Annotated in this window: 25 protein-coding genes; 8 read left to right on the top strand and 17 right to left on the bottom strand. The window is 56.0% G+C overall.

Going from position 1 to position 22,320, the window contains the following annotated elements:
• Nucleotides 1–46 precede the first annotated feature (46 nt).
• From NWV12_RS06920 to gspC, 12 genes are read right to left on the bottom strand one after another with little or no spacing between them, the layout of a single operon-like run.
• Nucleotides 47–844, bottom strand: a complete 798-nt coding sequence (locus NWV12_RS06920) for an A24 family peptidase (protein WP_101744463.1) — start codon at nt 842–844, stop codon at nt 47–49.
• The gene (gene gspM, locus NWV12_RS06915; RefSeq protein WP_033145062.1) at nt 841–1,326 is read right to left on the bottom strand and encodes a type II secretion system protein GspM; all 486 of its coding nucleotides are present in this window, start codon (nt 1,324–1,326) and stop codon (nt 841–843) included. Before gspM ends, NWV12_RS06920 begins: the two co-directional genes overlap by 4 nt.
• A complete protein-coding gene (gspL, locus tag NWV12_RS06910) occupies nt 1,323–2,468 on the bottom strand; it encodes a type II secretion system protein GspL (RefSeq protein WP_101744706.1) in 1,146 nt (381 codons plus the stop codon). The genes gspM and gspL overlap by 4 nt, the downstream gene beginning before the upstream one ends.
• A 15-nt stretch (nt 2,469–2,483) precedes the next feature.
• Nucleotides 2,484–3,503 (bottom strand): type II secretion system minor pseudopilin GspK, encoded by a 1,020-nt coding sequence (gene gspK, locus NWV12_RS06905; RefSeq protein WP_101744462.1) that lies wholly within the window; start codon nt 3,501–3,503, stop codon nt 2,484–2,486.
• On the bottom strand, nt 3,500–4,180 hold the full coding sequence (gene gspJ / locus NWV12_RS06900; RefSeq protein WP_096151227.1) for a type II secretion system minor pseudopilin GspJ: 681 nt from the start codon (nt 4,178–4,180) through the stop codon (nt 3,500–3,502). Before gspJ ends, gspK begins: the two co-directional genes overlap by 4 nt.
• Nucleotides 4,173–4,556 carry a type II secretion system minor pseudopilin GspI gene (gspI, locus tag NWV12_RS06895; protein ID WP_023310955.1) on the bottom strand — a complete coding sequence of 128 codons (384 nt, stop codon included), beginning with the start codon at nt 4,554–4,556 and terminating at the stop codon, nt 4,173–4,175. Before gspI ends, gspJ begins: the two co-directional genes overlap by 8 nt.
• Nucleotides 4,549–5,034: a type II secretion system minor pseudopilin GspH gene (gene gspH / locus NWV12_RS06890; RefSeq protein ID WP_023310954.1), complete on the bottom strand. Its 486-nt coding sequence runs from the start codon at nt 5,032–5,034 to the stop codon at nt 4,549–4,551. The genes gspI and gspH overlap by 8 nt, the downstream gene beginning before the upstream one ends.
• Nucleotides 5,034–5,483 (bottom strand): type II secretion system major pseudopilin GspG, encoded by a 450-nt coding sequence (gene gspG, locus NWV12_RS06885; protein WP_072196680.1) that lies wholly within the window; start codon nt 5,481–5,483, stop codon nt 5,034–5,036. The genes gspH and gspG overlap by 1 nt, the downstream gene beginning before the upstream one ends.
• A 2-nt stretch (nt 5,484–5,485) precedes the next feature.
• Nucleotides 5,486–6,694, bottom strand: a complete 1,209-nt coding sequence (gene gspF / locus NWV12_RS06880) for a type II secretion system inner membrane protein GspF (RefSeq protein WP_101744461.1) — start codon at nt 6,692–6,694, stop codon at nt 5,486–5,488.
• Nucleotides 6,694–8,172, bottom strand: coding sequence for a type II secretion system ATPase GspE (gene gspE, locus NWV12_RS06875; protein WP_101744460.1), 1,479 nt, complete (start codon nt 8,170–8,172; stop codon nt 6,694–6,696). Before gspE ends, gspF begins: the two co-directional genes overlap by 1 nt.
• A 12-nt stretch (nt 8,173–8,184) precedes the next feature.
• Nucleotides 8,185–10,110, bottom strand: coding sequence for a type II secretion system secretin GspD (gene gspD, locus NWV12_RS06870; RefSeq protein WP_101744459.1), 1,926 nt, complete (start codon nt 10,108–10,110; stop codon nt 8,185–8,187).
• Between the two features lie 13 nt (nt 10,111–10,123).
• Nucleotides 10,124–10,855: a type II secretion system protein GspC gene (gene gspC / locus NWV12_RS06865; RefSeq protein WP_101744458.1), complete on the bottom strand. Its 732-nt coding sequence runs from the start codon at nt 10,853–10,855 to the stop codon at nt 10,124–10,126.
• A gap of 300 nt (nt 10,856–11,155) precedes the next feature.
• Here gspC and NWV12_RS06860 point away from each other — a divergent pair, with 300 nt between their 5' ends.
• Both NWV12_RS06860 and NWV12_RS06855 read left to right on the top strand, forming a co-directional pair.
• Nucleotides 11,156–12,730: an ExeA family protein gene (locus NWV12_RS06860; protein WP_101744457.1), complete on the top strand. Its 1,575-nt coding sequence runs from the start codon at nt 11,156–11,158 to the stop codon at nt 12,728–12,730.
• Nucleotides 12,730–13,344 carry a hypothetical protein gene (locus NWV12_RS06855; RefSeq protein ID WP_048979692.1) on the top strand — a complete coding sequence of 205 codons (615 nt, stop codon included), beginning with the start codon at nt 12,730–12,732 and terminating at the stop codon, nt 13,342–13,344. Before NWV12_RS06860 ends, NWV12_RS06855 begins: the two co-directional genes overlap by 1 nt.
• 18 nt (nt 13,345–13,362) lie before the next feature.
• Here NWV12_RS06855 and NWV12_RS06850 read toward each other — a convergent pair whose 3' ends face one another.
• The 3 genes from NWV12_RS06850 to NWV12_RS06840 all read right to left on the bottom strand — a co-directional run bounded on the left by NWV12_RS06850 (nt 13,363) and on the right by NWV12_RS06840 (nt 15,397).
• Nucleotides 13,363–13,986, bottom strand: coding sequence for a helix-turn-helix domain-containing protein (locus NWV12_RS06850; protein WP_058842134.1), 624 nt, complete (start codon nt 13,984–13,986; stop codon nt 13,363–13,365).
• A 260-nt stretch (nt 13,987–14,246) separates the two neighbouring features.
• On the bottom strand, nt 14,247–15,077 hold the full coding sequence (locus NWV12_RS06845) for an N-acetylmuramoyl-L-alanine amidase (protein ID WP_048979688.1): 831 nt from the start codon (nt 15,075–15,077) through the stop codon (nt 14,247–14,249).
• The gene (locus NWV12_RS06840) at nt 15,074–15,397 is read right to left on the bottom strand and encodes a heavy metal-binding domain-containing protein (protein WP_023310944.1); all 324 of its coding nucleotides are present in this window, start codon (nt 15,395–15,397) and stop codon (nt 15,074–15,076) included. The genes NWV12_RS06845 and NWV12_RS06840 overlap by 4 nt, the downstream gene beginning before the upstream one ends.
• 97 nt (nt 15,398–15,494) lie before the next feature.
• Between NWV12_RS06840 and NWV12_RS06835 the strand changes: the two genes are divergently transcribed.
• The 6 genes from NWV12_RS06835 (at nt 15,495) to artJ (ending at nt 20,037) form a co-directional block, all read left to right on the top strand.
• Entirely contained in the window at nt 15,495–16,013 is a 519-nt protein-coding gene (locus tag NWV12_RS06835; RefSeq protein WP_048979686.1) for a lipoprotein, read from the top strand.
• A 226-nt stretch (nt 16,014–16,239) separates the two neighbouring features.
• The gene (artP, locus tag NWV12_RS06830; protein WP_047061479.1) at nt 16,240–16,968 is read left to right on the top strand and encodes an arginine ABC transporter ATP-binding protein ArtP; all 729 of its coding nucleotides are present in this window, start codon (nt 16,240–16,242) and stop codon (nt 16,966–16,968) included.
• Nucleotides 16,969–16,987: 19 nt separating this feature from the next.
• Entirely contained in the window at nt 16,988–17,719 is a 732-nt protein-coding gene (gene artI, locus NWV12_RS06825; RefSeq protein ID WP_008500032.1) for an arginine ABC transporter substrate-binding protein ArtI, read from the top strand.
• 6 nt (nt 17,720–17,725) lie between these two features.
• Nucleotides 17,726–18,442, top strand: coding sequence for an arginine ABC transporter permease ArtQ (artQ, locus tag NWV12_RS06820; RefSeq protein ID WP_023310941.1), 717 nt, complete (start codon nt 17,726–17,728; stop codon nt 18,440–18,442).
• Complete coding sequence (artM, locus tag NWV12_RS06815; RefSeq protein WP_033145048.1) at nt 18,442–19,110, top strand: arginine ABC transporter permease ArtM; 669 nt, start codon at nt 18,442–18,444, stop codon at nt 19,108–19,110. Before artQ ends, artM begins: the two co-directional genes overlap by 1 nt.
• 195 nt (nt 19,111–19,305) lie before the next feature.
• Nucleotides 19,306–20,037: an arginine ABC transporter substrate-binding protein ArtJ gene (gene artJ / locus NWV12_RS06810; protein ID WP_021240923.1), complete on the top strand. Its 732-nt coding sequence runs from the start codon at nt 19,306–19,308 to the stop codon at nt 20,035–20,037.
• Between the two features lie 81 nt (nt 20,038–20,118).
• Here artJ and NWV12_RS06805 read toward each other — a convergent pair whose 3' ends face one another.
• Nucleotides 20,119–21,588, bottom strand: a complete 1,470-nt coding sequence (locus NWV12_RS06805) for an ATP-binding protein (protein WP_039261494.1) — start codon at nt 21,586–21,588, stop codon at nt 20,119–20,121.
• On the bottom strand, nt 21,572–22,279 hold the full coding sequence (locus NWV12_RS06800; RefSeq protein WP_048979684.1) for a response regulator transcription factor: 708 nt from the start codon (nt 22,277–22,279) through the stop codon (nt 21,572–21,574). Before NWV12_RS06800 ends, NWV12_RS06805 begins: the two co-directional genes overlap by 17 nt.
• Between the last annotated feature and the right edge of the window lie 41 nt (nt 22,280–22,320).

Below are 22,320 nucleotides of genomic sequence, written 5' to 3'. Positions count from 1 at the left end.
TCATTCCCCCGATGAAAAAATTTCAAAAAAAACTTGACTGCATTATTTAAAAGATGAGGTGTGGAATTTGCGCGATAAATACAACCAGCCCGGAAAATGCAATATATGGACCAAAGGAAATAAGGTTATTTTTATTCTCAAAGGGCTTTAACAGGCAATGCATGATAATGCCCCCCAGCGCCGCGATCAGCACGATAGAAGGTAACGCTTGCCAGCCGCACCAGGCGCCCAGCGCCGCAAGCAGCTTAAAATCACCATAGCCTAATCCTTCCCGGCCGGTCAGCAGGCGGAATGCCCAGTAAACCAGCCAGAGCGACAGATATCCCGCCACCGCGCCATAGATAGCATCGGTCAGCGGTAGCGTACGGAACAGGGCATGGAACATCAGCCCCGTCCACAGCAGCGGCTGGGTCAGACAGTCCGGCAGCAGCATATGGCGCGCGTCGATCACCACCAGCGGCAGCAGCAGACTCCACATCACCCACAGCGCGATCAGCGCCAAAAACGACGGCGCCAGCGCGGCGCTGGCGGCAAAGAAGAGAGCGCTACAGACTTCCACCAGCAGCAGTCGCAGCGGAATCGCGCTATGGCAGTGGCGGCAGCGGCCGCGCAGCGCACACCAGCTAATGATGGGAATATTTTCCCACGCGCTCAGGGCGTGGTTGCATTCCGGGCAGTGAGAGGCGGGAAACAGCAGATTGCCTGCCCCCTCTTCTTCCATTACCAGCGGCGGAATACGCTCCGCCACGACGCCGAGGAAACTGCCGAGGATCGCGCCCAGCGCTCCGCTCATGACGCACAGACCCTGCAGATTCGCCTGCTGCAACAGCATTAGTGGGTTCATGCGCTTTTCGCCCAGCTCAGCGTAATGTGCGCTTTCACGTCACTCTGACGATCCACCGGCGTCAACGCGAGTTTCTCCAGATGGATACCGGAAGAGACGTTCATCTCACGCAGCCAGTTTTGCAGGGCAGAAACGCTGACGCGCTCGACATCAAAGGTCAGCGACTGCTCTTCCTGACGCACGTTTGTCAACGCGACGTGCACGACTTTGGCACTTTCTTCCACCACGCTGCGCGGGTTCGGGGTATTGACGATTCTGGACTGGAGATGGTTTTTATCAATTTCCTGGCGCATCCAGTTCAGCGTCTGCTTCTGCTTAAATAACACGGCCTCGTTATTTTTGATGAGAGTATCGAGCGGCATCATCGCACCGTAATAAACCATCGCGCAGCAGAGTGCCCCGCCGCAGAGTTTAAATAAATTACGCTCGCGTGGACTGTAATGTTGCCAGCGGTTTTTTAGCTGGGCTATTTGCGTTTTCATTTATAGCTCCCGGTAATAATGGCGGTATAAGGCGCCTCGCCGGAAATCGGCTGCATCGTAAATTCAAAGGTATCGGCGCTGCGGGCGACAAAATCCTGCAGGGTCTGTTTATCCATGGATTTCACATTCAGCGTCAGCTGATTTTGCGTTTCGTCATATTCCGCGCTATTGATCTCCAGAGACGGCAATGACTGCCTGATTTGATTCAGCGCTTCGAGCTGCAGGAAGATCCCTTTCTTCGCCTTGCTGATATTTTGCCCGACGTAGTATTTCAGGTTGCTGGTCTGGCGCAGGGTCGGGAAATAGTGCTGCGCTACGGTGGTCATCTCCCGGTGGATCTCGTTTTGCTGATGAGTGAGCATCCACGCCATACCAACGCGGGGGCCGATCAGCAGTCCGACGCAAAGCAGCGCCGCCGCCGCGAGGGCCTTTTTCGCGTGGCGAAAACGCGGACCGCTGGCGCTGCGCCCGGAAAACTCCCCGTGCAGCATGTTGATACGACAGCCCTGCCACTGGGGCTGGATCAGCACCAGCGGATGCTGCCACGCCAGCCGTTCATCCACCTGTACCTCCTGCGGCGCATCGCCGTAGCAGCACACCTCACCCGCCCGGCATTTACTCAACAGCAGCGGCAGCAGGACCGTATCGGCTTCGCCAGCGCTGCCGGGGGAAAAACGCAGCCAGTAGCTCTCCTCCAGGCTCACCAGCGTCGTGCCCCCTTCGCTCACCGGCAGCAGCCAGGCATCCGGCAGCGCCTGGGCCACCGTGAGCCCCGCCTGAGCGAACAGCTCCAGCCAGTGGCGCAGACGTTTAGCGTCGATGGCCACGGCATCCACCTCCGGCCCCTTTTTGTTCAGCACCGTCCAGTGCAGCGTATCCACCTCGCCGAGCAGCGTCTCTTCCGCCATCCATGAGAACTGCGCCGTCTGGGCGGAAAGTCCTTTTTTCGGCAGGGTAAAATGACGAAAGATCGTCTCGCTCGCCGGCAGCAGCAGGCACACCTGCTGAGAAAGCGGGTGGCAGGAAAGTTCGCTCAGTGCGCTCCAGCCCGTCAGATATTCCACCCGATCGTTACCGGATTCACACCACCAGATTTTGCCGTCCTCACGGGTGTCGGGACGAATAAAAAGCACCTTTTTCATTATCATCTACTTATCTTATTCAACCATTCGGTAGCGGCGTTGCCAGGTCACGACCTTGCCAGCCTCACTGTCAACGTGAAGCTGGCTGACGACGCGCAGCGTTAAATCATCGGTATTGCCGGTGGTTTCCACCCGAAAATAGCGACTGTTGACCGCAACCCTGTCCTGAATCTGCGCCAGGATATCTTTGGTCTGCGGATAGTTGCTCTCCAGCACTTTGCTGAATGCCTCCAGCGACGCCCACCCCTCCTCCGGGCGTGAATCGATCAGGCGGGCAGCGTCGTCCGTGTTTAGCACGCCGGTAAAAACCGCCGCCAGCAGCGGCGCCTGTTCGCGTGTTAAGGTATTGACATTTATGTTGCCATCCGTATCCGGCAAGGCGCACAGCAGCTTGCCAGCCTTCGGCCACGCAGCCTGCGGAAAGGCGGGCAGCAGTCTGATTTCGTTGATGGTGCGCATCATTTGATTCGCCGGACCGCGGGCGGGCGTCACGCTCGCCCAGGCGTCGGCCTCCTGGCCCTGTTTCGCCGTCACGTCGTCGGCGTCAAGATAATCCACCAGCTGCTGGTAAATCTCTTCTGCCGCCAGCGTACCGACGCCACTTTCAGCCAGCAGCTGTTCGATAATCTGCTCTTTGACCGGTTTTTCCGGCAGCGCAGTTGGGTCGGCCGGGGCCGCTGGCGCCGCGTCACCGCCCAGCAGACTATTGACGTTAAAGCAGGTCCGGGCATCCTCCACCTGACTCACCACGGTGTAATTATCCCCGTGGGTTTTCAGCGGCTGTGCCCAGTCACCTTGCGGCGACAGCCCCGCCCCTTCTGAACTGGCCGCTTTCTGCAACACGTTTTCCAGTACCTTCTGTTGACGGGCAATGGCCCAGCGCAGCGTCTGCTGGCTGACCTGATAATGCGTTTTTTGCAGGTGGCGGCAGAACTGCTGACTGATTTTCGCCGCCAGGGCGGACATCATCACCAGCAAGATCAGCACCACCAGCAGCGCCACGCCACGCTCTTTTCGCGCTGTTTTGCCGCTCATGAACTCACTCCTGGATCGACTGCCGTATCGGGCTGCGGGGTTGTTACGGGCTGGGCCGCATTCTCCGCTGCCGGCTGCGCCGGGTCCGCATTCGTCTCTTTTGGCGCGGTCTGGATCTCAGGCATATCGCCGGGAGTGAGAAAAACCCAGCGCCAGGTTTCGCCGTTTTCCATGGTCAGATTCAGCTCAACGCCATCAGGCTGATGGGCGATGTCGGTCCATTTTTCCTTCCAGCCTTCGTGCCAGAAGCGCCATTTCATCTCTTTCACATCGCTCAGAATCGGCACTTCTTCCGGCTGCGCGCTGGCAGGACCGTCGATAGCAGCCCAGACGTTGCGCCACACGCGCTTGTCCTTTAACGTCCAGCGCACCCGCTCCAGCTGCACCTGGCCGCTAATGCCGTTCAGGGTTGTCATTTCCACCCCATTCTGCTGCTGGACGAACACCTCGCCGCTGTTGCGCGGCGCGCGCGCCTGTTGCTGATAAAAGTCACGCGAGAGGAGGTTGTACGTGCGCTGAAGCGCCGTCACTTTTGTCGCCGCCTCGTCGCTGGCCGTCGAGGTCCGCATCGCGCCGTCGAGCGTTTGCCAGGCGAGAATGCTGATCACCGCGAAGATGGCCAGCGCAATCATAATTTCCAGCAGGGTAAAGCCCTGCTGACGCTGCACCTTACTCACGATCTACCTCCGGTTCGGCGAGCTGAAGCGCCACCACCGGTTGCGCATCGCTTGCTTCGCTGTAAACCCGTACCTCATCGGCAAAGGTATTTTCGGCGGTTTTCACCCGCTGGATATGCCAGGTCCAGGTTTGTCCGCCCATGGTTTCGGTACCCACCTGCTCGGCGTCCGGGAAGTCGGTCTGAGCCAGCTGCGCTTGCGCCAGCTGATTTTCCGCCACCCAGCCGGCCTGCAGCGTTTCCGACAGGCTGTGGGTAAAGCGCACGTTCAGGGTGACGGAGTTCATCAGCGCCAGCGCCGCGGTGGAGAAAATCACCAGCGCCACCATCACTTCCAGCAGGGTCATCCCCTGCTCTTTGGTTTTGCGTTTAGTCATCGTTTTCCACCACCACGGGAACAGAGCCCTGTGACGTCACGTGAAAGCGCTGCTTTTTATCCAGGCTTTCGAGGCTGAGCGTGAAGCGGCTAAGCTCGCCGTCCGGCAAAAAAATGATTTGCGGTTCATCGTCCAGCGTGGCCGCCAGCGTTCGCGATGAGAGGGAGACATGCATCTCCTCAGGAAACTCGCCGCGTGTGGCGATCCGCCCCGACTTTAACGGTGCCCAGTGGCGCTCGCCGTTATTTACAACCTGCGTCACCAGTTCAAATTCTGACGAGGTCATCACCAGCCCGACAATATTTCCGTCCATTACCGCACGGTCAGAACCATATTCAACGAGGGATTTTAGCTGCTGACCAAATGTATCTGCGCCGCTGCGTGATGGAATGGTAGTGACCACCATCATGGCGCTCAGGGCGAATATCACCAGCGCCACGATAATTTCCAGCAGGGTAAATCCACGTTGCTTATTCATTACTTAGCTTTTTTATCAAAAGACCAGTTGCTGATATCGTCGGCAGTATTAGCTTCTGCATCCGGACCGGCTGAGAAAATATCAACAGCGCCATGTTCACCCGGGCTGACCAGAATATAGTCATTGCCCCATGGATCCTGCGGCAGGCGACGAATATAGCCATCGTCACGGTAGCCTTTCGGAATAGGCGCAATTTCAGGTTTGGTCACCAGCGCCTGCAACCCCTGCTCGGTGGTCGGATAGCGATGATTGTCGAGTTTGTACATATCCAGCGAACCTTCCAGCGCCACAATATCGCTGGTCGCTTTCTGAATATCGGCTTTTTCTTTATTGCCCATTAAATTAGGCACAACCATACTGGCCAGCACACCGAGAATAACGATAACTACCATTAATTCGAGCAGCGTGAACCCCGCCTGACGCTTCAGGCTATTTTTTTTCAAAGACATGATTAACCCACCATATTATTAAGTTGAAGAAGCGGTTGTAATATTGAAAGAACGATAAATAAAACAACGGTCGCCATAGTTACTACCAGTGCCGGTTCAAATACCGACAGCGTTAACGTAATTCGATGCTGTAATGCAGATTCCTGGTTTTCCGCCGCACGATCCATCAGCGAGCCCAGCTCGCCGCTCTCCTCCCCGGAGGCCACCATGTAGAGCATGGTGGGTGGAAAAATTTTCGCCTGTTCCAGCGCGTTGTAGAGGGAAGCCCCCTGGCGCACGGTGTCCGCCGCCTGCTCAAGCACCTGCCGGGCATAGAGGTTTTCAATCCCGTCCATCGCGATGTACATCCCCTCCAGCAGCGGAACGCTGCTGGCCTGCAAAATACTCAGCGTACGGATGTAGCGCGCGCTGTTGATGGCGCAGACCAGTTTTTTCAGCGGTGACTTTAGCAACAGCCACCGATGGTAAACAAACCGGTTCTTTTCTACTTTTATCCAAAATTTAAAGCTCGCCGACGCCCCGAACAGGCCGCTGGCAATAACGATGCCCCAGGCCTGTAAAAAGTCGCTCACCGCGATCAGCGTGCGGGTGGTCACCGGCAGCTCTTGTTTCATGTGGGTGAACTGGTCGATGACCTGCGGCACCACGGCGACCAGCAGAATGGAGATCACCGCGATCGCCACCACCGTCAGGGTGATGGGGTAGACCATCGCCTGAGTGAGCTTGCTTTTCATCTTCTGGCGCTGCTCGTTGTACTCGGCGAGCTTTTCCAGCACGCCACCGAGATGACCGGTCTTTTCACCGGCCATCACCAGGGTGCAGTAGAGCTTGTCGAAGCTGCGCGGAAACTGGCTGAAGGCGTCGAACAGCGTGTGACCTTCCACAATCTTGTCGCGGATTTCGGTCACCATCGCCGCCAGGGTTTTATCTTCCGTCTGCTTCGCAATCGCCTTCAGCGCACTCTCCAGCGGCAGCGCGGCATTGACCAGCGTCGCGAGCTGTCGGGTAAACATCGACAGCACCGGAATCGACAGTTTTGCCCCTTTACGGGCGTTTTTTCCCGCCGCCGGATCGCTGGTCGGCGCAATGTTCACTGGCATCAGCTTCTGTTCGCGCAGCATCTGGCGCACCTGCTTTGGCCCTTCGGCCTGCAGGGTGCCGCGCTGGGTTTTCCCCGCGGCGTCCGTCGCGGACCACGCATACCAGGCCATTACGCATCCCCCCCGCGCTCGGCGGTGACGCGCATCACCTCTTCCAGCGAGGTCACGCCGGTTATCACCTTCAGCAGACCGTTTTCACGCAGGCTGTACGCCTCTTTGAAAAGCTGCGTTTCGATGGACATCTCATCTTTATCTTCATGGATCGCACGGCGCATGGCGCTGTCGACCACCAGAAATTCATGGATGCCTGCGCGTCCCTGGTAGCCGCTCTGGCGACACTGTTCACAGCCCACGGCGCGATAAATCGCTTTCGGCGGCGTTTCCATAAAGGTGAACAGCGCTTTCTCATTGTCATCCAGCGGACTGGTCGTGCGACAGTGCGGACACAGCCGACGCACCAGACGCTGGGCAATGACGCCAAGCAGCGACGAACCAATTAAAAATGACTCCAGCCCCATATCACGCAGACGGGTAATAGCGCCCGCAGCGCTGTTGGTGTGCAGCGTGGACATCACCAGGTGTCCGGTGAGCGAGGCCTGTACCGCGATTTGCGCGGTTTCCCCGTCACGAATTTCCCCGATCATCACCACGTCCGGGTCCTGGCGCAGAATGGCGCGCAGTCCGCGCGCAAAGGTCATGTCCACGCGCGGGTTGACCTGGGTCTGCCCGACCCCTTCCAGTTCATACTCGATCGGGTCTTCCACGGTCAGAATGTTGCGTTCATGGCCGTTAAGCGCCGACAGCAGCGCGTACAGGGTGGTGCTTTTCCCCGAACCGGTCGGGCCGGTCACCAGGATGATGCCGTGCGGACGTTCAATCAGTCCTTTTAACTTCACCAGCTCTTCGTCAATCAGACCGAGCTTGTTGATGTCCGGCTTAAGGTTGCTTTTGTCCAGCAGACGCATCACCACGCGTTCGCCGTACTGAGACGGGATAGTGGAGACACGCACGTCAATGGCCTTACGACCAATGCGCAGCGAGATACGACCGTCCTGGGGAAGACGTTTTTCGGCGATGTCCAGTCTGGACATCACTTTGATACGCGACACCAGCAGCGGCGCGAGCTTGCGCGCTGGCTGCAGCACCGGACGCAGCACGCCGTCAACGCGAAAACGAATGCTCAGGGTGCGCTCGAAGGTCTCGATATGAATATCGGAGGCCCCCTCTTTCACCGCTTCGCCCATAATGGCGTTGATCAGGCGGATCACCGGCGAGTTCTCGTCGTTATCGAGCAGATCTTCGTTGTCAGGGATCTCCTCGGTTAACGCCATCAGGTCAATATCGGCGTCCATGTCGTCCACCAGCTGCTGCGAGACGCCGCTGTTCTGCTGCCAGATGTTGGTCAGCAGTTCGTCAAACGCTTCCGCCGTCAGGATCGTCGGGGCATAGGAGCGCCCCAGCACGCGGCGCATCTCCAGCAGGGCATACGCCTGCGCATCCTCGCGGATATAAACCTCATCGTTATAGAACAGGACCCCGTTCTCTTTCGCCCAGGTGCTGGTACAGAGCGCATTACTCATCTCGGTCATATCGCTTGCGCCTTACTCTTTAAACGGGTTGCGGGACGACACCGGCGCACTGGCGCTCACCGGCGCGGCGCGGCTCTGGGACGGATAGGCTGGCAGCATCGGTGAATCCGCATTCTCTACGATGCCCAGCTTGTGCTCTTCCATACGATGCTGCTGACGCGCCTGGATCTGCTCATATTTTTCTTTCGACGCCGCGCCGTAGTTGTCGTCGTCGCGCAGTACGGTGGTGTGGATAAACACCATCAGGTTACGTTTGGCGCTGTCCTGGGAGGTATAGCGGAACAGCTGACCCACCACCGGAATATCGCCCAACAACGGCACTTTCGAGACCGACTGTTTGGTGACGTTTTCCATCAAACCACCCAGCACCACCGTCTGCCCGCTGTGGACCATCACTTCGTTATTGATGGTGCGGGTGTTGAAGGTTGGGCCCAGGCTGGCATCGGCCGTCGAGGTGTTATCCACGCTGGAAACTTCCTGCTCGATCTTCAGATGGATCATGTCGCCATCGTTGATCTGCGGTACGATTTTCAGCTTCGTACCGACGGTTTTACGTTCCACCGAGTTAAAGACGTTATCGCCGCTGGTGGTCTGTGAACCGGAGAGGACCGGAACATCCTGACCGACGTTGAACGACGCCTCTTTGTTATCCAGCGTCACCACGCTCGGCGTCGACAGAATGTCGTTTTTGCCGTTAGTGGACAGCGCCGTCATCAGCGCGCCAAAGTCGCCGTTAAAGAAACCGGTCGCCAGGCCCGTATAGCTGCCAATGACTTTTGACTTCTTGATTTGGCTGATCGGCAGGCCGGTCGAACCAAACTGGACCCCGCCGTGCTTACTGGTCCACTGCACGCCCAGATCCAGACCGTTACCGTCCTGAACTTCGGCGATGATCGCCTCCACCAGCACCTGCGGACGGCGGATATCCAGCTTGTCGATCACTTTTTCCAGCGAATTCATAACGTTTGGCTGAGCGGTGATCACCAGCGAATTGGTCGACTCGTCGGCGGAAATATTCAGATCGCCTGCCATCGGCGCGGCTTTGCTCTTGCCACCGCCCGCTTTATCCTTCAATTGCTCGCCGATCCCCGTCAGCACCGGCACAACTTTGCTGGCGTTGGCGTATTTCAGGTAGAAGACGCGGGTGTTGCCCTCGTTGTTCTGCTCGCGATCGAGCTGGGAGATCAGCGTCCGGGTGCGCTGACGCGCCTCCGGGCTGCCGCTGATCACCAGGCTGTTAGTTTCATCGTCGGCGACCACTTTGGTCGCCAGCTGCGGGGCGTTTTGCCCTTTCTGCTCTTCGTTGTTGAGGTTGTTCAACATGTCAGAAAGCTCTTTGGCCGAGGCAAAACGCAGTGGCACGATTTCACGGCGCTGGACGCCGCTTTGATCCACACGCTGTACCAGATCCACCAGGCGGTTAACCACCGAGGCTTTGCCGGTTAACAGCAGCACGTTTGACGGTTCAAAATGGACCACGTTGCCGATGCCGGAGGCGTCGTTCAGCTGACGCAACAGGGGGGCCAGCTCACGTACCGGGACGTTCTCCATCCGCACCACGCGGGTGATGACTTCGTCGCCTTTGCCAGGGTTTTTGCTGTCGGCAATGGGTGCGCCCGACATGCGGGCCACCGAAGAGCGCACGACTTTCACCATCCCGTTATCCATCGGAATCACCGACAGACCATAGAGATCCAGCACGCTCAGGAAGAACTGGTAATATTCATCTTCCGTCAGTACGTTGTAGGTGCGAACCGACACCGTTCCCTGAACGGAAGGATCGACCAGAATGGTTTTATTGAGGTTACGCCCGACGGTATCGATAAATTCGCGGACATCGGTATTTTTAAAACTGGCGCTAAAGTTCGCCGCGAACAGCGAACCTGAATATAACGACAATGCGGTCAGCGCTACGCACGCCCATGGAAATTTCTTCATGTCTGTACACTTATTAATTGTTAAGAACATTGACCCGAATATTTTCAAGGTGAGCGTGACGCCGGATAACGACATCCGCTTCTTTCATTTTTGACCAGCGGGCAACGAGCTCTTTTGCCTGCGCCTCTTTAGTCATATCCACATCGTCAACTTTTACCACCACATCACCTTTTTCCAGGCCAGCATGGCTGTAGAAAGGCGACGCATTGCGTGGATTAATGTTGTAGCCTTCCAGCTGGCCTTTTTCGATTAATGGTTTTAACACCAGATAATCATCCAGATGCAGATTATCTAACCCTGCATCTTTCTTCGATTTGGTTACCGGGGCGCTGTCAACGCCGCCTTTGAAATAGTCTGGTTTTTTTAGTGAAATAACCTGCGGCGCGCCTTCATAATTCACCACCACATTATCAGGATGAATTTCGGCAATATAGGCATTGTCAAAACCGGCGAGCATTTCGCCCTCGCGATAGCTCTTTTGTCCTGCGGGAGTTTTTATCACCGCAAAGGACAGCCAGGCTTCATCGCTGCTGAGAATACCTTCGATTTCCGCACTGAGCGGCTTTTTCACCGCCGCTGGCTGTTTCGCTGGCATCACCGCCGGCGTAAAAAGCACAAACTGGGTTTCATCGTGACTTTTTTTTTGCATAGTCTTTTTTGAATCAGACAGCCTGTTCGTCACTTTTTTATAATCTTTATAAACCATATACCCTTGCTGGCCGCAGAATATAAGCAGCACAAACATGACGCAGGGCATAATCAATTGAGTAACAAATGACATCCGCATTTTTTAACGAGCCTTTCTGCCAGTCAGTAATTCACAGCACAGGGCTGTATGAGTAAGTGGCGTAAATACTAATGTGTATCCTCACTCCCGCCTATTCACACTTCCGCTAACAATAATTTAGAAAAAGATTGATCGTTAAATAAACCTATGATAGAGGCGCAGACAGAATATTTTTATCCTGCATTCAAATTGCCCCTTCCGCCTATATCCTTTACTTTTCCGGCTCCTTGCTATGAATCAAAGAGACGGTAATACGCTATGTATATGCGCCATTTTAATTTCACTACCCAGCCTTTCCGGGCTATCACCCGGATGTCAGGTGATTTTTTTGTTCCGTATCATCAGGATGTGTTCGGTTTGCTGAAAGAGAAGTGCCAGACAACAGGCGTCACTGCGCTCTTTAGCGACGACAGCTATCTCGCCTCGCAGTTTTGCGATGCGCTGAAAAAGCATGACGGCACGCTGCTTGCCATTAACGCCTTCCCAAAACTCAGCGCCAGCGGCCTGCTCTATAAACTCAACGCCACCACTAAAGAGAGCAAAACCCGGATCCAGGCTATTGATGCCGTGCTGCGTCAGTGGCAGGACGAGATGGTGTCCCGCAAAACCACGCGTAAAGTGCTGGTCATTTCGCATATTCAGTCGATGAAAGCGAATTGCCATGAGGCATTGTCCATGTTGTTAACCCGCGCGCAGGAGCTGGATGTGGCTCTGTCGGTTGTGTTGATGGGATCGGCCGACCAGGAAGCCGCCCTCCAGCAGTCCGGGTTGCGTGAATCTCTTCATACGCACCACACGCTCCGGCCCCTCACCTGCCGCGAGTCCCTGAGCTATGTTCAGGCCCAGTGTGAAGCGCATGGCAGCGACGCGACGCCGTTCACCCGGGCCCGCATGCGCAGGATGCATGTTCTGACCAAAGGACAGACAGGCAAACTCAACGAGCTGGCGCACCTTGCGATGCTAGCCGCCTGGACCGAGCGTTCAGCGCAGGTATCGCCGCGCCATCTGCGCCTCGCCGCAGGAGAAGTTCTGCCGGCGAAACCGAAGGGCAAACGCCTTGCCGTTATGGGCCTTTTTGCCTCCGTACTGTTTGCCGCCTGCGGCTGGACATTGATGCCCACCATTACCGCCAGACTGCCGGTACAGCTGCCCGTGATGGCCAGCTGGAAACCGCAGACGCCAAAAACCGACGCCCCAGCGGTGCCGGTTATTGATAATGAAGTGGTGAATAAGCCCGATGCGATGCATCAGCTCTATACCATGTGGGGTTATGACGCCACGATGGAAGAGGCGCTCTGCCAGAACGCCGGGCAGGTCAACCTGATGTGTAAGGAGGGCAGCGCTCCGGTCGAGGAGCTGGCAAAAGAGGGTTACCCGTGGATCGGCGAGATCAAAACAGGCGATCACCTGAACTATGCCGTGGTGGCCAGAGTAGATGATAACTCGCTGGATCTGCTGATGAATAATCGCACCTGGCAGGTGAGCCGTAGCTGGTTTAACCAGCATGCGACCGGCAATTACACCCAATTGCACCGCCTTACGCCGCAGGGGAAAGATGCCGTGAGCGCCGAAAGCAGCGCCAAAGATCTGGGCTGGATGGATCAGCAGCTTAGCCTGGCGCTGAATCTACCCGAAACCCATACAAAGGCGTGGACGGCCGAACTGATGCAACGTACCCGCGAGTTTCAGCAGAAAATGCATCTGCACGTGGACGGGATTGCGGGTGAAGATACATTGATGCAGTTAATGCGTGAAACCCGGACTACGCCAAGCGTACTTATTCAGTCCGCAAATGTATCTGCGACCCCCACCGCGCAGGAGAAACATTCATAATGTCGACAATTACTCTGGCTGCTCAGCGCAGCTATACCCTGAACGCACCGGTCTGGTTTTCTTACCGGCGCCCCTCGCTGAAAAAAGCAGTCTGCACCACCCTGCTCTGGGTGGTGGGAATAGTGATGACGATCGCTGCGGGACTCTACGCTCATCTCTACTGGGATCTGCGCCATCCGGCACCTGAGCCAATAAAAGCGAGCGCCGTTAAGCCAGAAACGACGCTATCGGATATGCATTATGTCTATGTCAGTAAGCCGTTCCCGCAGCCTGAACCAAAGCCAGAACCGGTAACAAAAGAGATGCCGCCGCTGCAGGAGATGCCCATTGATAGCGGCGATGCCGACTGGCAGCAGGCGCCCGACGGTGAAATGCCGAATAATCTTTCCCGGGATACACTGCCAGGGACAGAAGTGAGCCATTCTGCTATCCCCGAACGGGATAATACCGGTCAGACAGTTGATGACGGGGCGATCAAGGCATTATTGATGAAGGCGTTAAAAGAGCAGGAAAAAGATTATTCGCAAGGGAAAATGCCCGCGCCTCCTGTAGATGAATCCACGGCAGGAACGCAGGCAAATAATGTAATGAACCATAGCCCTCCTTTCAGTTAAAAAGGAGGCAAATAGCGATTAATATTTCTCCGGCAATGCTGATAAATACATAAGGCGGCCTTTCTCAACCTGAATATAATTACCTTTCTTCAGGTCGGCGAGAATTTTAATAATGGTACTGCGGGCCAGGCTGGTATATTCCTGAATATAGTCATAAATATTGATATCGCGCTGATGGTGCACAATCAGTTCGTTAATTTCCAGCAAGAACTCGCGAACAATCGAGTACGCGCTGCGGGCCACCAGCACTTCGTCACGCTTGCTGAGCAGGCAAACGTACCAGGAGAGGACTTTACTCAAGGCTTCCCACAGGTTTTTTTCGCTTATCAGACGGACAAAATCATCTTTTTTAATGGTGCGCACCACGGTATTGGCACGAACCAGGCCGTACATATGCGTTGAGTTGTAATAAATAGAGGAGAGACCAAAAATACATTTATTCTGTAAGGTGAACATACACAGTTCATCCGACTCGCGGCGGAATTCAACTTCACCGCTAACGATAAAATGAATATCTTCGTTGTTATCGGTACTGATACGCTGCCATTTGCGTAAGGTTCTTTCTTCAAAACCTTCAGTTGCCGCGATAAGGGCGTCAAGTTCTGCTTGTGGACGGCTATTTTTACTGTAGATACTTAACATTGTTATACCTATTAATATTAAATTGAAAAAGGTGAACGTGTGCAATCACAGCGCTTAAATGCGTAGTCCATTTAACAAATGTAAAGTAAAGCTAAGACTTTAGAACATCCGTATTTCTTATTTGTCGTGCTGATATATTGTCAACCACGTTTGCGAGTAATTTCGACTGAGGAAACTATAAAACATTTACGACGTGAATGTGATTAAAAAATCAGTCCAAAAGAAGACCCTATAAAGGTGAAGTCGGGTAACCCGAAGGATTACCCCTGCCCGTAGCGCTCCAGCAGCGCCTCCGCGATAGCCAGCGTTTCGCGATCGGCCACGCCGTCCCAGCGCGCCGGGCGAAAATGCATCTGAAACGCGACGATAACGCGCTTCTGCTGCGCGTTCGTCATGTTATCGGTCACCTCATAGCCGTAGCGCGCCAGCAGATCGAGCAACACCTTCGGCTCCACGAGCTCGTCGCGCGGCTTGCCGTTCAGGTAAAACGCCACCCGCGCCGGGTCGGGCCATGCACCAATCCCCTGCTGCGCCAGATCACGCCACGGGAACAGCGGGCCGGGATCGTCTTTGCGCTGCGGGGCGATGTCGGAATGGGCCACCACATTTTCAGGCCTGATGTTGTAGCGGGTAATAATGTCTTTGGCGAGCGGCACCAGCGCCGCAATTTGCGCCGGCTCAAACGGCGTAAAATGCTTAACGCCCGACGTTTTTTGCCAGCCGCGGTTCTCCAGCTCAATGCCGACAGACGTATCGTTAATCCGGTTGGTGCCGCGCCAGAAGCTGATGCCCGCATGCCAGGCCAGTTCGCTTTCGGGCACCAGCTGCCAGATGCGCGGCTTACCGTCCGGAGCAGGGGGTTTAGCCGGGATCAAATAGTGAGAGCTGACGTTCTTATCCGTCAGCGTGGCGAGCGAGCTGTCAAAGTCATCCGCGGTGTAGTGGATCACCAGCACCTTTATACGCGGGTAAGCCGCCTGCGCCTGATGACGCGTGTCCAGCTCGTAGGCGCCTTTGTCGATAATCCCTTTTTCCGTGACGCATCCTGCCAGCAGCAGCGCCAGCAGGAGCGTGGCAAACGAACGCGTCATCGAAGGGTTTTCACCGCCGTACCGCTTACGCTCACCATCAGCATGCTGGCATCTTTCCCGACCGTTTCGTAGTCGATATCAATCCCCACAACCGCATCAGCGCCGAGGGCTTCCGCCTGCTCGCCAAGCTCTTTAAAGGCGATTTCACGCGCTTTGCGCAGCTCTTTTTCGTATGCGCCCGAGCGGCCGCCAACGATATCGCGGATACCGGCGAAAAAGTCGCGGAAGATATTGGCGCCGAGAATCGCTTCGCCGGTAACCACACCGCAATACTCGGTTATTGTTTGCCCTTCCAGGGTTGGCGTTGTTGAAAACTGCATGGTTTCTCTCCTTCTTTAGCGTTCAATGCCTTAGGCACAGCATTATCGGTTCGTTACGCTATGATTGAAAGGATAGTTAATAAATAAGGAAATCAACATGCGCTATTCTGCTTTAACACTTTTGGTGCCCTGCGCGCTGGTGCTCAGCGCCTGTACCACCACGGTCACGCCAGCCTTTAAGGATATCGGTACCCGCAGCGGCCCCTGCATTGAGGGTGGCCCGGACGCCGTGGCGCAGCAGTTCTATGATTATCGCATTCAGCACCGCAGCAACGATCTCACCGGCCTGCGCCCGTATCTGAGCGACGGTCTGGCAAAACTGCTTAACGACGCTACCCGCGATCCTCAGCACAACACATTGCTGAAATCCGATCCGTTCTCCAGCCGCACCACGCTGCCGGACAGCGCCGAAGTAGCCAGCGCGTCAACCATCCCGAACACGGATGCCCGCAATATTCCGCTGCGCGTGAAGCTGAAGCAGGGAACCCAAACCTGGCAGGATGAAGTGCTGATGATCCGTGAAGGACAGTGCTGGGCGGTAGACGACGTGCGCTACGTTGGCGGCAGCGTTCATGCCCCGGCAGGCACGCTGCGCCAGTCGATTGAGAATCGCTAAACCCGCCGATACAACCCGGTAACCCCCGTAAAATGTGCGGCATTTCATGCGGAATGCCGACATTTATACTCGCCGACCTTACCGTTCGCTATTTTGTGCTATGTTTAAGAGGAAACGCGGGTTATATTTAACTTTTAACGCATAAATATTGCATAACTATTCTGTCAACGGTACTATCTGCGGCCTCAATTGCTATAGATTGCCTGGATGAGTAAAGACTGCCCCGATGAGTATTAAACTAAACGGCATTAACTGCTTCTACGGCGCACACCAGGCGCTGTTTGACATCACGCTGAACTGCCCGGAAGGCGAAACGCTGGTTTTGCTTGGCCCAAGCGGTGCAGGCAAAAGCTCCCTTCTGCGCGTCCTTAATCTGCTTGAAATGCCCCGTTCAGGTACGCTGGCAATTGCCGGTAACCATTTTGACTTCGCGAAAACGCCGTCTGATAAAGCGATTCGCGAACTGCGTCAAAACGTCGGCATGGTCTTCCAGCAATACAATCTCTGGCCGCATCTGACCGTCCTGCAAAACCTGATTGAAGCGCCGTGCCGCGTGCTGGGGTTAAGCAAGGATCAGGCGATCGCGCGCGCTGAAAAGCTGCTGGATCGTCTGCGTCTTAAGCCTTACAGCGACCGCTTTCCGCTGCACCTTTCCGGTGGTCAGCAGCAGCGCGTAGCCATTGCCCGCGCGCTGATGATGGAGCCTGCGGTACTGCTGTTTGATGAACCGACCGCGGCGCTGGACCCGGAAATCACCGCCCAGATCGTCAGCATCATTCGCGAGCTGGCGGAAACCAATATTACTCAGGTTATCGTCACCCACGAAGTGGAAGTGGCGCGTAAAACCGCCAGCCGTGTGGTCTACATGGAAAACGGGTATATCGTTGAGCAAGGTGATGCGAGCTGCTTCGCGAACCCGCAAACCGATGCCTTCAAAAACTATTTATCTCATTGATTGTGTCAGGGGAAATATAATGAAAAAAGTATTACTTGCCGTGCTGCTTGCTGGCGTTACCCTTTCCGCTACCGCAGCTCAGACCATTCGTTTCGCCACGGAAGCCTCTTACCCTCCGTTTGAGTCCATTGATGCGAACAACAAAATTGTTGGCTTCGACGTGGACCTGGCTAACGCCCTGTGTAAAGAGATCGACGCGACCTGTACCTTCAGCAACCAGGCGTTCGACAGCCTGATCCCAAGCCTGAAGTTCCGCCGTATCGACGCCGTGATGGCCGGTATGGACATCACCCCGGAACGTGAAAAGCAGGTGCTGTTCACCACCCCTTACTACGACAACTCCGCCCTGTTCATTGGTCAGAAAGGTAAATTCACCTCTGTCGATCAGCTGAAAGGCAAAAAAGTTGGCGTGCAGAACGGCACCACGCACCAGAAATTCATCATGGATAAACATCCGGAAATCACCACCGTTCCGTATGACAGCTACCAGAACGCGAAGCTGGATCTGCAAAATGGCCGTATCGACGGCGTATTTGGTGATACCGCGGTCGTGACCGAGTGGCTGAAAGCCAACGATAAACTGGCGCCAGTGGGCGACAAAGTGACCGATAAGGATTACTTCGGTACCGGTCTGGGGATTGCCGTTCGTCAGGGCAACACTGAGCTGCAGCAGAAATTCAACGCTGCGCTGGAAAAAGTGAAGAAAGACGGCACCTACGAAACCATCTACAAAAAATGGTTCCAGAAGTAATTCCTGATGAATGAAATTTTTCCTTTAGCAAGCGCCGCCGGGATGACCGTCGGCCTTGCCGTTTGCGCACTGATTATCGGCCTCGTGCTGGCGATGTTCTTTGCGGTGTGGGAATCCGCGAAATGGTTCCCCGTCGCCTGGACAGGCTCCGCGCTGGTCACCGTGCTGCGTGGGCTTCCGGAAATTCTGGTGGTCCTGTTTATCTATTTCGGCTCCTCACAGCTGCTGCTGACGCTGTCGGACGGCTTCACGATCAATCTTGGCTTTGCGCAGATCCCGGTGCAGATGCAGATTGAAAACTTCGACGTCAGCCCGTTCCTGTGCGGCGTGATTGCCCTCTCCCTGCTCTACTCCGCGTACGCGTCGCAAACCCTGCGCGGTGCGCTGAAAGCCGTGCCGCAGGGTCAATGGGAGTCGGGTCAGGCGTTAGGCCTGTCGAAATCAGCGATCTTCTTCCGTCTGGTCATGCCGCAGATGTGGCGCCATGCCCTGCCGGGCCTCGGCAACCAGTGGCTGGTGCTGCTGAAAGATACCGCGCTGGTGAGCCTGATCAGCGTTAACGATTTGATGCTGCAAACCAAAAGCATCGCCACCCGCACCCAGGAGCCTTTTACCTGGTACATTGTGGCGGCGGCTATCTACCTGGTGATCACGTTGCTCAGTCAGTACATCCTCAAGCGTATTGACCTGCGTGCGACGCGCTTTGAACGGAGACCAGGCTGATGCTTGAATATTTCCCCGAGCTGATGAAAGGGCTGCACACCAGCCTGACGCTGACCGTGGCGTCCATTATCGTGGCGCTGATCCTGGCCCTTATCTTCACCATCATCCTGACGCTGAAAACGCCGGTGCTGGTGTGGATTGTGCGCGGCTACATCACCCTGTTTACCGGTACGCCGCTGCTGGTGCAGATCTTCCTGATTTACTACGGCCCGGGCCAGTTCCCGTCGCTGCAGGAGTATCCGGTTATCTGGCATCTGCTTTCTGAACCGTGGCTGTGTGCCCTGATTGCCCTTTCGCTGAACAGTGCGGCCTATACCACCCAGCTGTTCTACGGCGCGATCCGCGCCATTCCGGAAGGACAATGGCAGTCCTGCGGAGCGCTGGGCATGAGCAAGAAGGACACGCTGGCGATCCTGCTGCCGTACGCCTTTAAGCGCGCGCTCTCCTCTTACTCCAACGAAGTGGTGCTGGTGTTCAAAAGTACCTCTCTGGCTTACACCATCACCCTGATGGAGGTGATGGGTCACGGACAGCTGCTGTACGGGCGCACCTATGACGTGATGGTGTTCGGTGCGGCAGGCGTGGTTTACCTGGTGGTTAACGGCCTGTTGACGCTGATGATGCGCCTGATCGAGCGTAAAGCGCTGGCGTTTGAGCGCAGATCGTAGGCCGGGCAAGCGCAGCGCCGCCCGGCAAGAAGTGCATAAATGTGATTAATCAATGCGGATAACTTTTTGGTTATCCGCTTTTTTTTATCCAAGTATAAATATTTACTCATATATATTGCATACAAATTCATTAAATGGCATTGTACATCCATGCCGCAGACACGGCGCATAAATAAGACAGACGGGAGCATTACAATGAAAAAGTTAGTTCTGGCCGCATTACTCGCCACCTTCGCCGCTGGCGCATCCGCAGCTGATAAAATCAATTTTGGCGTGTCCGCCACCTATCCGCCGTTTGAATCGCTGGATGCCAGCAACCAGATCGTGGGCTTCGACATTGACCTGGCGAAAGCGCTGTGCAAACAAATGCAGGCCGACTGCACCTTTACCAACCATGCCTTCGACAGCCTGATCCCGTCGCTGAAATTCAAAAAATACGACGCGGTGATCTCCGGGATGGACATCACGCCTGAGCGCAGCAAGCAGGTTGCGTTTACCGACCCGTACTACGCCAACTCGGCGGTCGTGATTGCGAAGAAAGGCGCCTATACCTCTTTCGATCAGCTGAAAGGCAAACGCATCGGGATGGAAAACGGCACCACGCACCAGAAATACCTCCAGGACAAACATCCTGAAGTGAAAACCGTGGCTTATGACAGCTACCAGAACGCGATTATCGACCTGAAAAATGGCCGTATCGACGGCGTGTTCGGCGATACCGCCGTGGTGAACGAATGGCTGAAAACCAATCCGCAGCTGGGCACCGCAACCGAGAAAGTGACCGATCCGCAGTACTTCGGCACGGGTCTGGGCATCGCGGTACGTCCGGATAACAAGGCCCTGCTGGAAAAACTGAACGGCGCGCTGAAAGCGATTAAAGCTGACGGTACGTACCAGAAAATCAGCGAGCAGTGGTTCCCGCAGTAAGATTTTTTTTGCCGGGTGGCCCGGCCTACGGGGGTGGTAGTCTGTAGGCCGGGTAAGGCGAAGCCGCCACCCGGCACTCTCTCACAACGGCACAAAGAACCTGAACCGCGCCCCGCTCACCGACTCCATCAGCCTGATCCCACCGCCGTGCAGCTCCAGCATACGTTTCACGATTAACAGCCCCAGTCCGCCGCGATTCTCCCGCGATGCCTGGGTGTTCAACGCCGATGGCCGCTGGAACAGATCGTCGCGCAGCGAGGCATCCACGCCCGTTCCGCTGTCAGCCACTTCGACCTGAAGCCGTTCATTCTCCTGCCAGACCGCCAGACGAATTTCCCCGCCAGATGGCGTATGGCGCATCGCGTTATCGAGCAGGTTGGTCACCACGCGTTCGATCATCGACACGTCGGCGTTAATCAGCGGCAGCGGTCCCGGCACGTCAATATGCAGATTCACTTCGCGCGTGCGGGCGGTGAGCTCAAACTTCTGCGCCACGTCGGAAATCAACTCCCCCATCGCGAAACGCTCGCGCTGCGGCTTAATGCCGCCGTGCTCAAGGCGCGCCAGCTCGAACAGCTGCTGCGATAGATGACGGACTTTTTGCCCCTGACGCAGCGCGGTGGCGAGATACTGCTGGTGCTCCTGCGGCGTCAGCGTGGCGGATTTTAGCGACAGGGTTTCCAGATAGCCCAGCAGCGAGGTCAGCGGCGTACGGAGATCGTGCGAAATGTTGGCGATAAACTCCCGGCGCTGGCGATCGCTGTCGGCCAGCTGGTCCCACTGGCGGGTGATTTTGCGTGCCAGCTCGATAAAGCTGTTGCGCAGGATCGCCACTTCATCCCTGGCCGCCGCGTCCAACGGCTGCGCCGCCAGCTGTCTGATAGCGCTGATGCTGTCCTGCTCCAGCCCGGCGACCTCCACCGTCAGCTGTTTTACCGGGCGCGTGACCCAGTACCAGACCAGTAAACCTGCCAGCAGGCCAAACAGCGCGACCCACAGCAATGACCACAGTACCGTGCTCCACAGCGCCTTATGCCAGGCCATTTCAGCCAGGGCGTTTGACTCTTCGCCCTGCAAAATAATGTACAGATAGCCTTTTAGCTCGCCGTCCTGCCGCAGCGGCGTGGCGCTAAAGACCTTTTTATTTTGACTGCGAGGATCGTCGCCCAGAACCGGTATGGCGGTACCGCTCAGGAAGGTCTGAACCGGGGCCAGATCGATTTTTTGCCGCTGAATGTGGCCCGGCGGTGCGGCATCGGCCAGGATATCGCCGTCCGGGGAGACAACGTACAGCTCAACGCTCGGATTAAAGGTCATCAGCCGATCGAACAGCGGCTTGAGCGCCGTTCGGTCGACCCTGCCCTGCGCGTCCAGAATCGGTTCACGCAGGACTATCTGCTGTGCCAGCCCGCCCGACAGCCGCTGCACCATCGCGTTGCCGTACTGCGTACTGGTGTAGAGTTGTACCGCACAGGCGACGGTGGCGCAGAGCATCATCAGCAGGATAAACAGCAGCGTCAGTCGCTGGCCCAGGCTAAAGCGGCGCATCATGATTTGGCTCCGCAAATTTATAGCCCTTGCCCCAGACGGTGCGAATAATCTCCGGCTCGGCGGCGTCCTTCTCAATCTTGATGCGCAGGCGGTTGATATGGGTGTTAACAGTGTGCTCATAGCCTTCGTGCTGATAGCCCCAGACCTGCTCCAGCAGCGCCAGACGCGAAAAGACCTCGCCAGGATGACGGGCAAAGAAGTACAGCAGCTCAAATTCGCGCGGGGTGAGATCCACCACCTGGCCGTGAAGCAGCACGCTGCGCGCCAGCGGATCGATGGTCAGACCGTGGGCCTGAATTTGACCGTCGGTTTGCGCCTGCCCCATCGCCTGCTGGCGGCGGAACAGCGCTTTGATGCGCGCAATGAGTTCCTGCACCGAGAATGGCTTCGCCAGATAATCATCGGCGCCGGTTTCCAGCCCGGTAATGCGGTCGGTTTCGCTGCTGCGGGCGCTGATGATGATCACTGGCAGGTAGCGCGTCATCTGACGGATGCGGCGGCAAATCTCCAGACCGTCAACGCTGGGCAGCATCAGGTCGAGGATCACCGCATCCCACGGCTGTTTTTCAAGACGCTGTAAGGCCTTGCCCCCGTCGGGCTCGTGGGTAATGGCGTAGCCTTCGTCTTCTAAATTGAGTCGCAGAAGCGCCGCGATATCGTGGTCGTCTTCCACCAGCAGGATCTGCTTCATGGGTAAGCCTTTATTCATCTCTTATGACGTAAGCTTACCTG

The sequence above is a fragment of the Enterobacter sp. Crenshaw genome (assembly GCF_024734705.1).
Lineage (GTDB): Bacteria > Pseudomonadota > Gammaproteobacteria > Enterobacterales > Enterobacteriaceae > Enterobacter > Enterobacter asburiae_B.
Note: the sequence above shows the minus strand (reverse complement) of the source record. Positions and strands in the feature narration are given on the sequence as shown.

Coding starts and splice junctions, on each gene's coding strand:
- NWV12_RS06920 (WP_101744463.1), bottom strand. CDS start 844: ATGAACCCACTAATGCTGTTGCAGCAGGCGAATCTGCAGGGTCTGTGC.
- gspM (WP_033145062.1), bottom strand. CDS start 1,326: ATGAAAACGCAAATAGCCCAGCTAAAAAACCGCTGGCAACATTACAGT.
- gspL (WP_101744706.1), bottom strand. CDS start 2,468: ATGAAAAAGGTGCTTTTTATTCGTCCCGACACCCGTGAGGACGGCAAA.
- gspK (WP_101744462.1), bottom strand. CDS start 3,503: ATGAGCGGCAAAACAGCGCGAAAAGAGCGTGGCGTGGCGCTGCTGGTG.
- gspI (WP_023310955.1), bottom strand. CDS start 4,556: ATGACTAAACGCAAAACCAAAGAGCAGGGGATGACCCTGCTGGAAGTG.
- gspH (WP_023310954.1), bottom strand. CDS start 5,034: ATGAATAAGCAACGTGGATTTACCCTGCTGGAAATTATCGTGGCGCTG.
- gspG (WP_072196680.1), bottom strand. CDS start 5,483: ATGTCTTTGAAAAAAAATAGCCTGAAGCGTCAGGCGGGGTTCACGCTG.
- gspF (WP_101744461.1), bottom strand. CDS start 6,694: ATGGCCTGGTATGCGTGGTCCGCGACGGACGCCGCGGGGAAAACCCAG.
- gspE (WP_101744460.1), bottom strand. CDS start 8,172: ATGACCGAGATGAGTAATGCGCTCTGTACCAGCACCTGGGCGAAAGAG.
- gspD (WP_101744459.1), bottom strand. CDS start 10,110: ATGAAGAAATTTCCATGGGCGTGCGTAGCGCTGACCGCATTGTCGTTA.
- gspC (WP_101744458.1), bottom strand. CDS start 10,855: ATGTTTGTGCTGCTTATATTCTGCGGCCAGCAAGGGTATATGGTTTAT.
- NWV12_RS06860 (WP_101744457.1), top strand. CDS start 11,156: ATGTATATGCGCCATTTTAATTTCACTACCCAGCCTTTCCGGGCTATC.
- NWV12_RS06855 (WP_048979692.1), top strand. CDS start 12,730: ATGTCGACAATTACTCTGGCTGCTCAGCGCAGCTATACCCTGAACGCA.
- NWV12_RS06850 (WP_058842134.1), bottom strand. CDS start 13,986: ATGTTAAGTATCTACAGTAAAAATAGCCGTCCACAAGCAGAACTTGAC.
- NWV12_RS06845 (WP_048979688.1), bottom strand. CDS start 15,077: ATGACGCGTTCGTTTGCCACGCTCCTGCTGGCGCTGCTGCTGGCAGGA.
- NWV12_RS06840 (WP_023310944.1), bottom strand. CDS start 15,397: ATGCAGTTTTCAACAACGCCAACCCTGGAAGGGCAAACAATAACCGAG.
- NWV12_RS06835 (WP_048979686.1), top strand. CDS start 15,495: ATGCGCTATTCTGCTTTAACACTTTTGGTGCCCTGCGCGCTGGTGCTC.
- artP (WP_047061479.1), top strand. CDS start 16,240: ATGAGTATTAAACTAAACGGCATTAACTGCTTCTACGGCGCACACCAG.
- artI (WP_008500032.1), top strand. CDS start 16,988: ATGAAAAAAGTATTACTTGCCGTGCTGCTTGCTGGCGTTACCCTTTCC.
- artQ (WP_023310941.1), top strand. CDS start 17,726: ATGAATGAAATTTTTCCTTTAGCAAGCGCCGCCGGGATGACCGTCGGC.
- artM (WP_033145048.1), top strand. CDS start 18,442: ATGCTTGAATATTTCCCCGAGCTGATGAAAGGGCTGCACACCAGCCTG.
- artJ (WP_021240923.1), top strand. CDS start 19,306: ATGAAAAAGTTAGTTCTGGCCGCATTACTCGCCACCTTCGCCGCTGGC.
- NWV12_RS06805 (WP_039261494.1), bottom strand. CDS start 21,588: ATGATGCGCCGCTTTAGCCTGGGCCAGCGACTGACGCTGCTGTTTATC.
- NWV12_RS06800 (WP_048979684.1), bottom strand. CDS start 22,279: ATGAAGCAGATCCTGCTGGTGGAAGACGACCACGATATCGCGGCGCTT.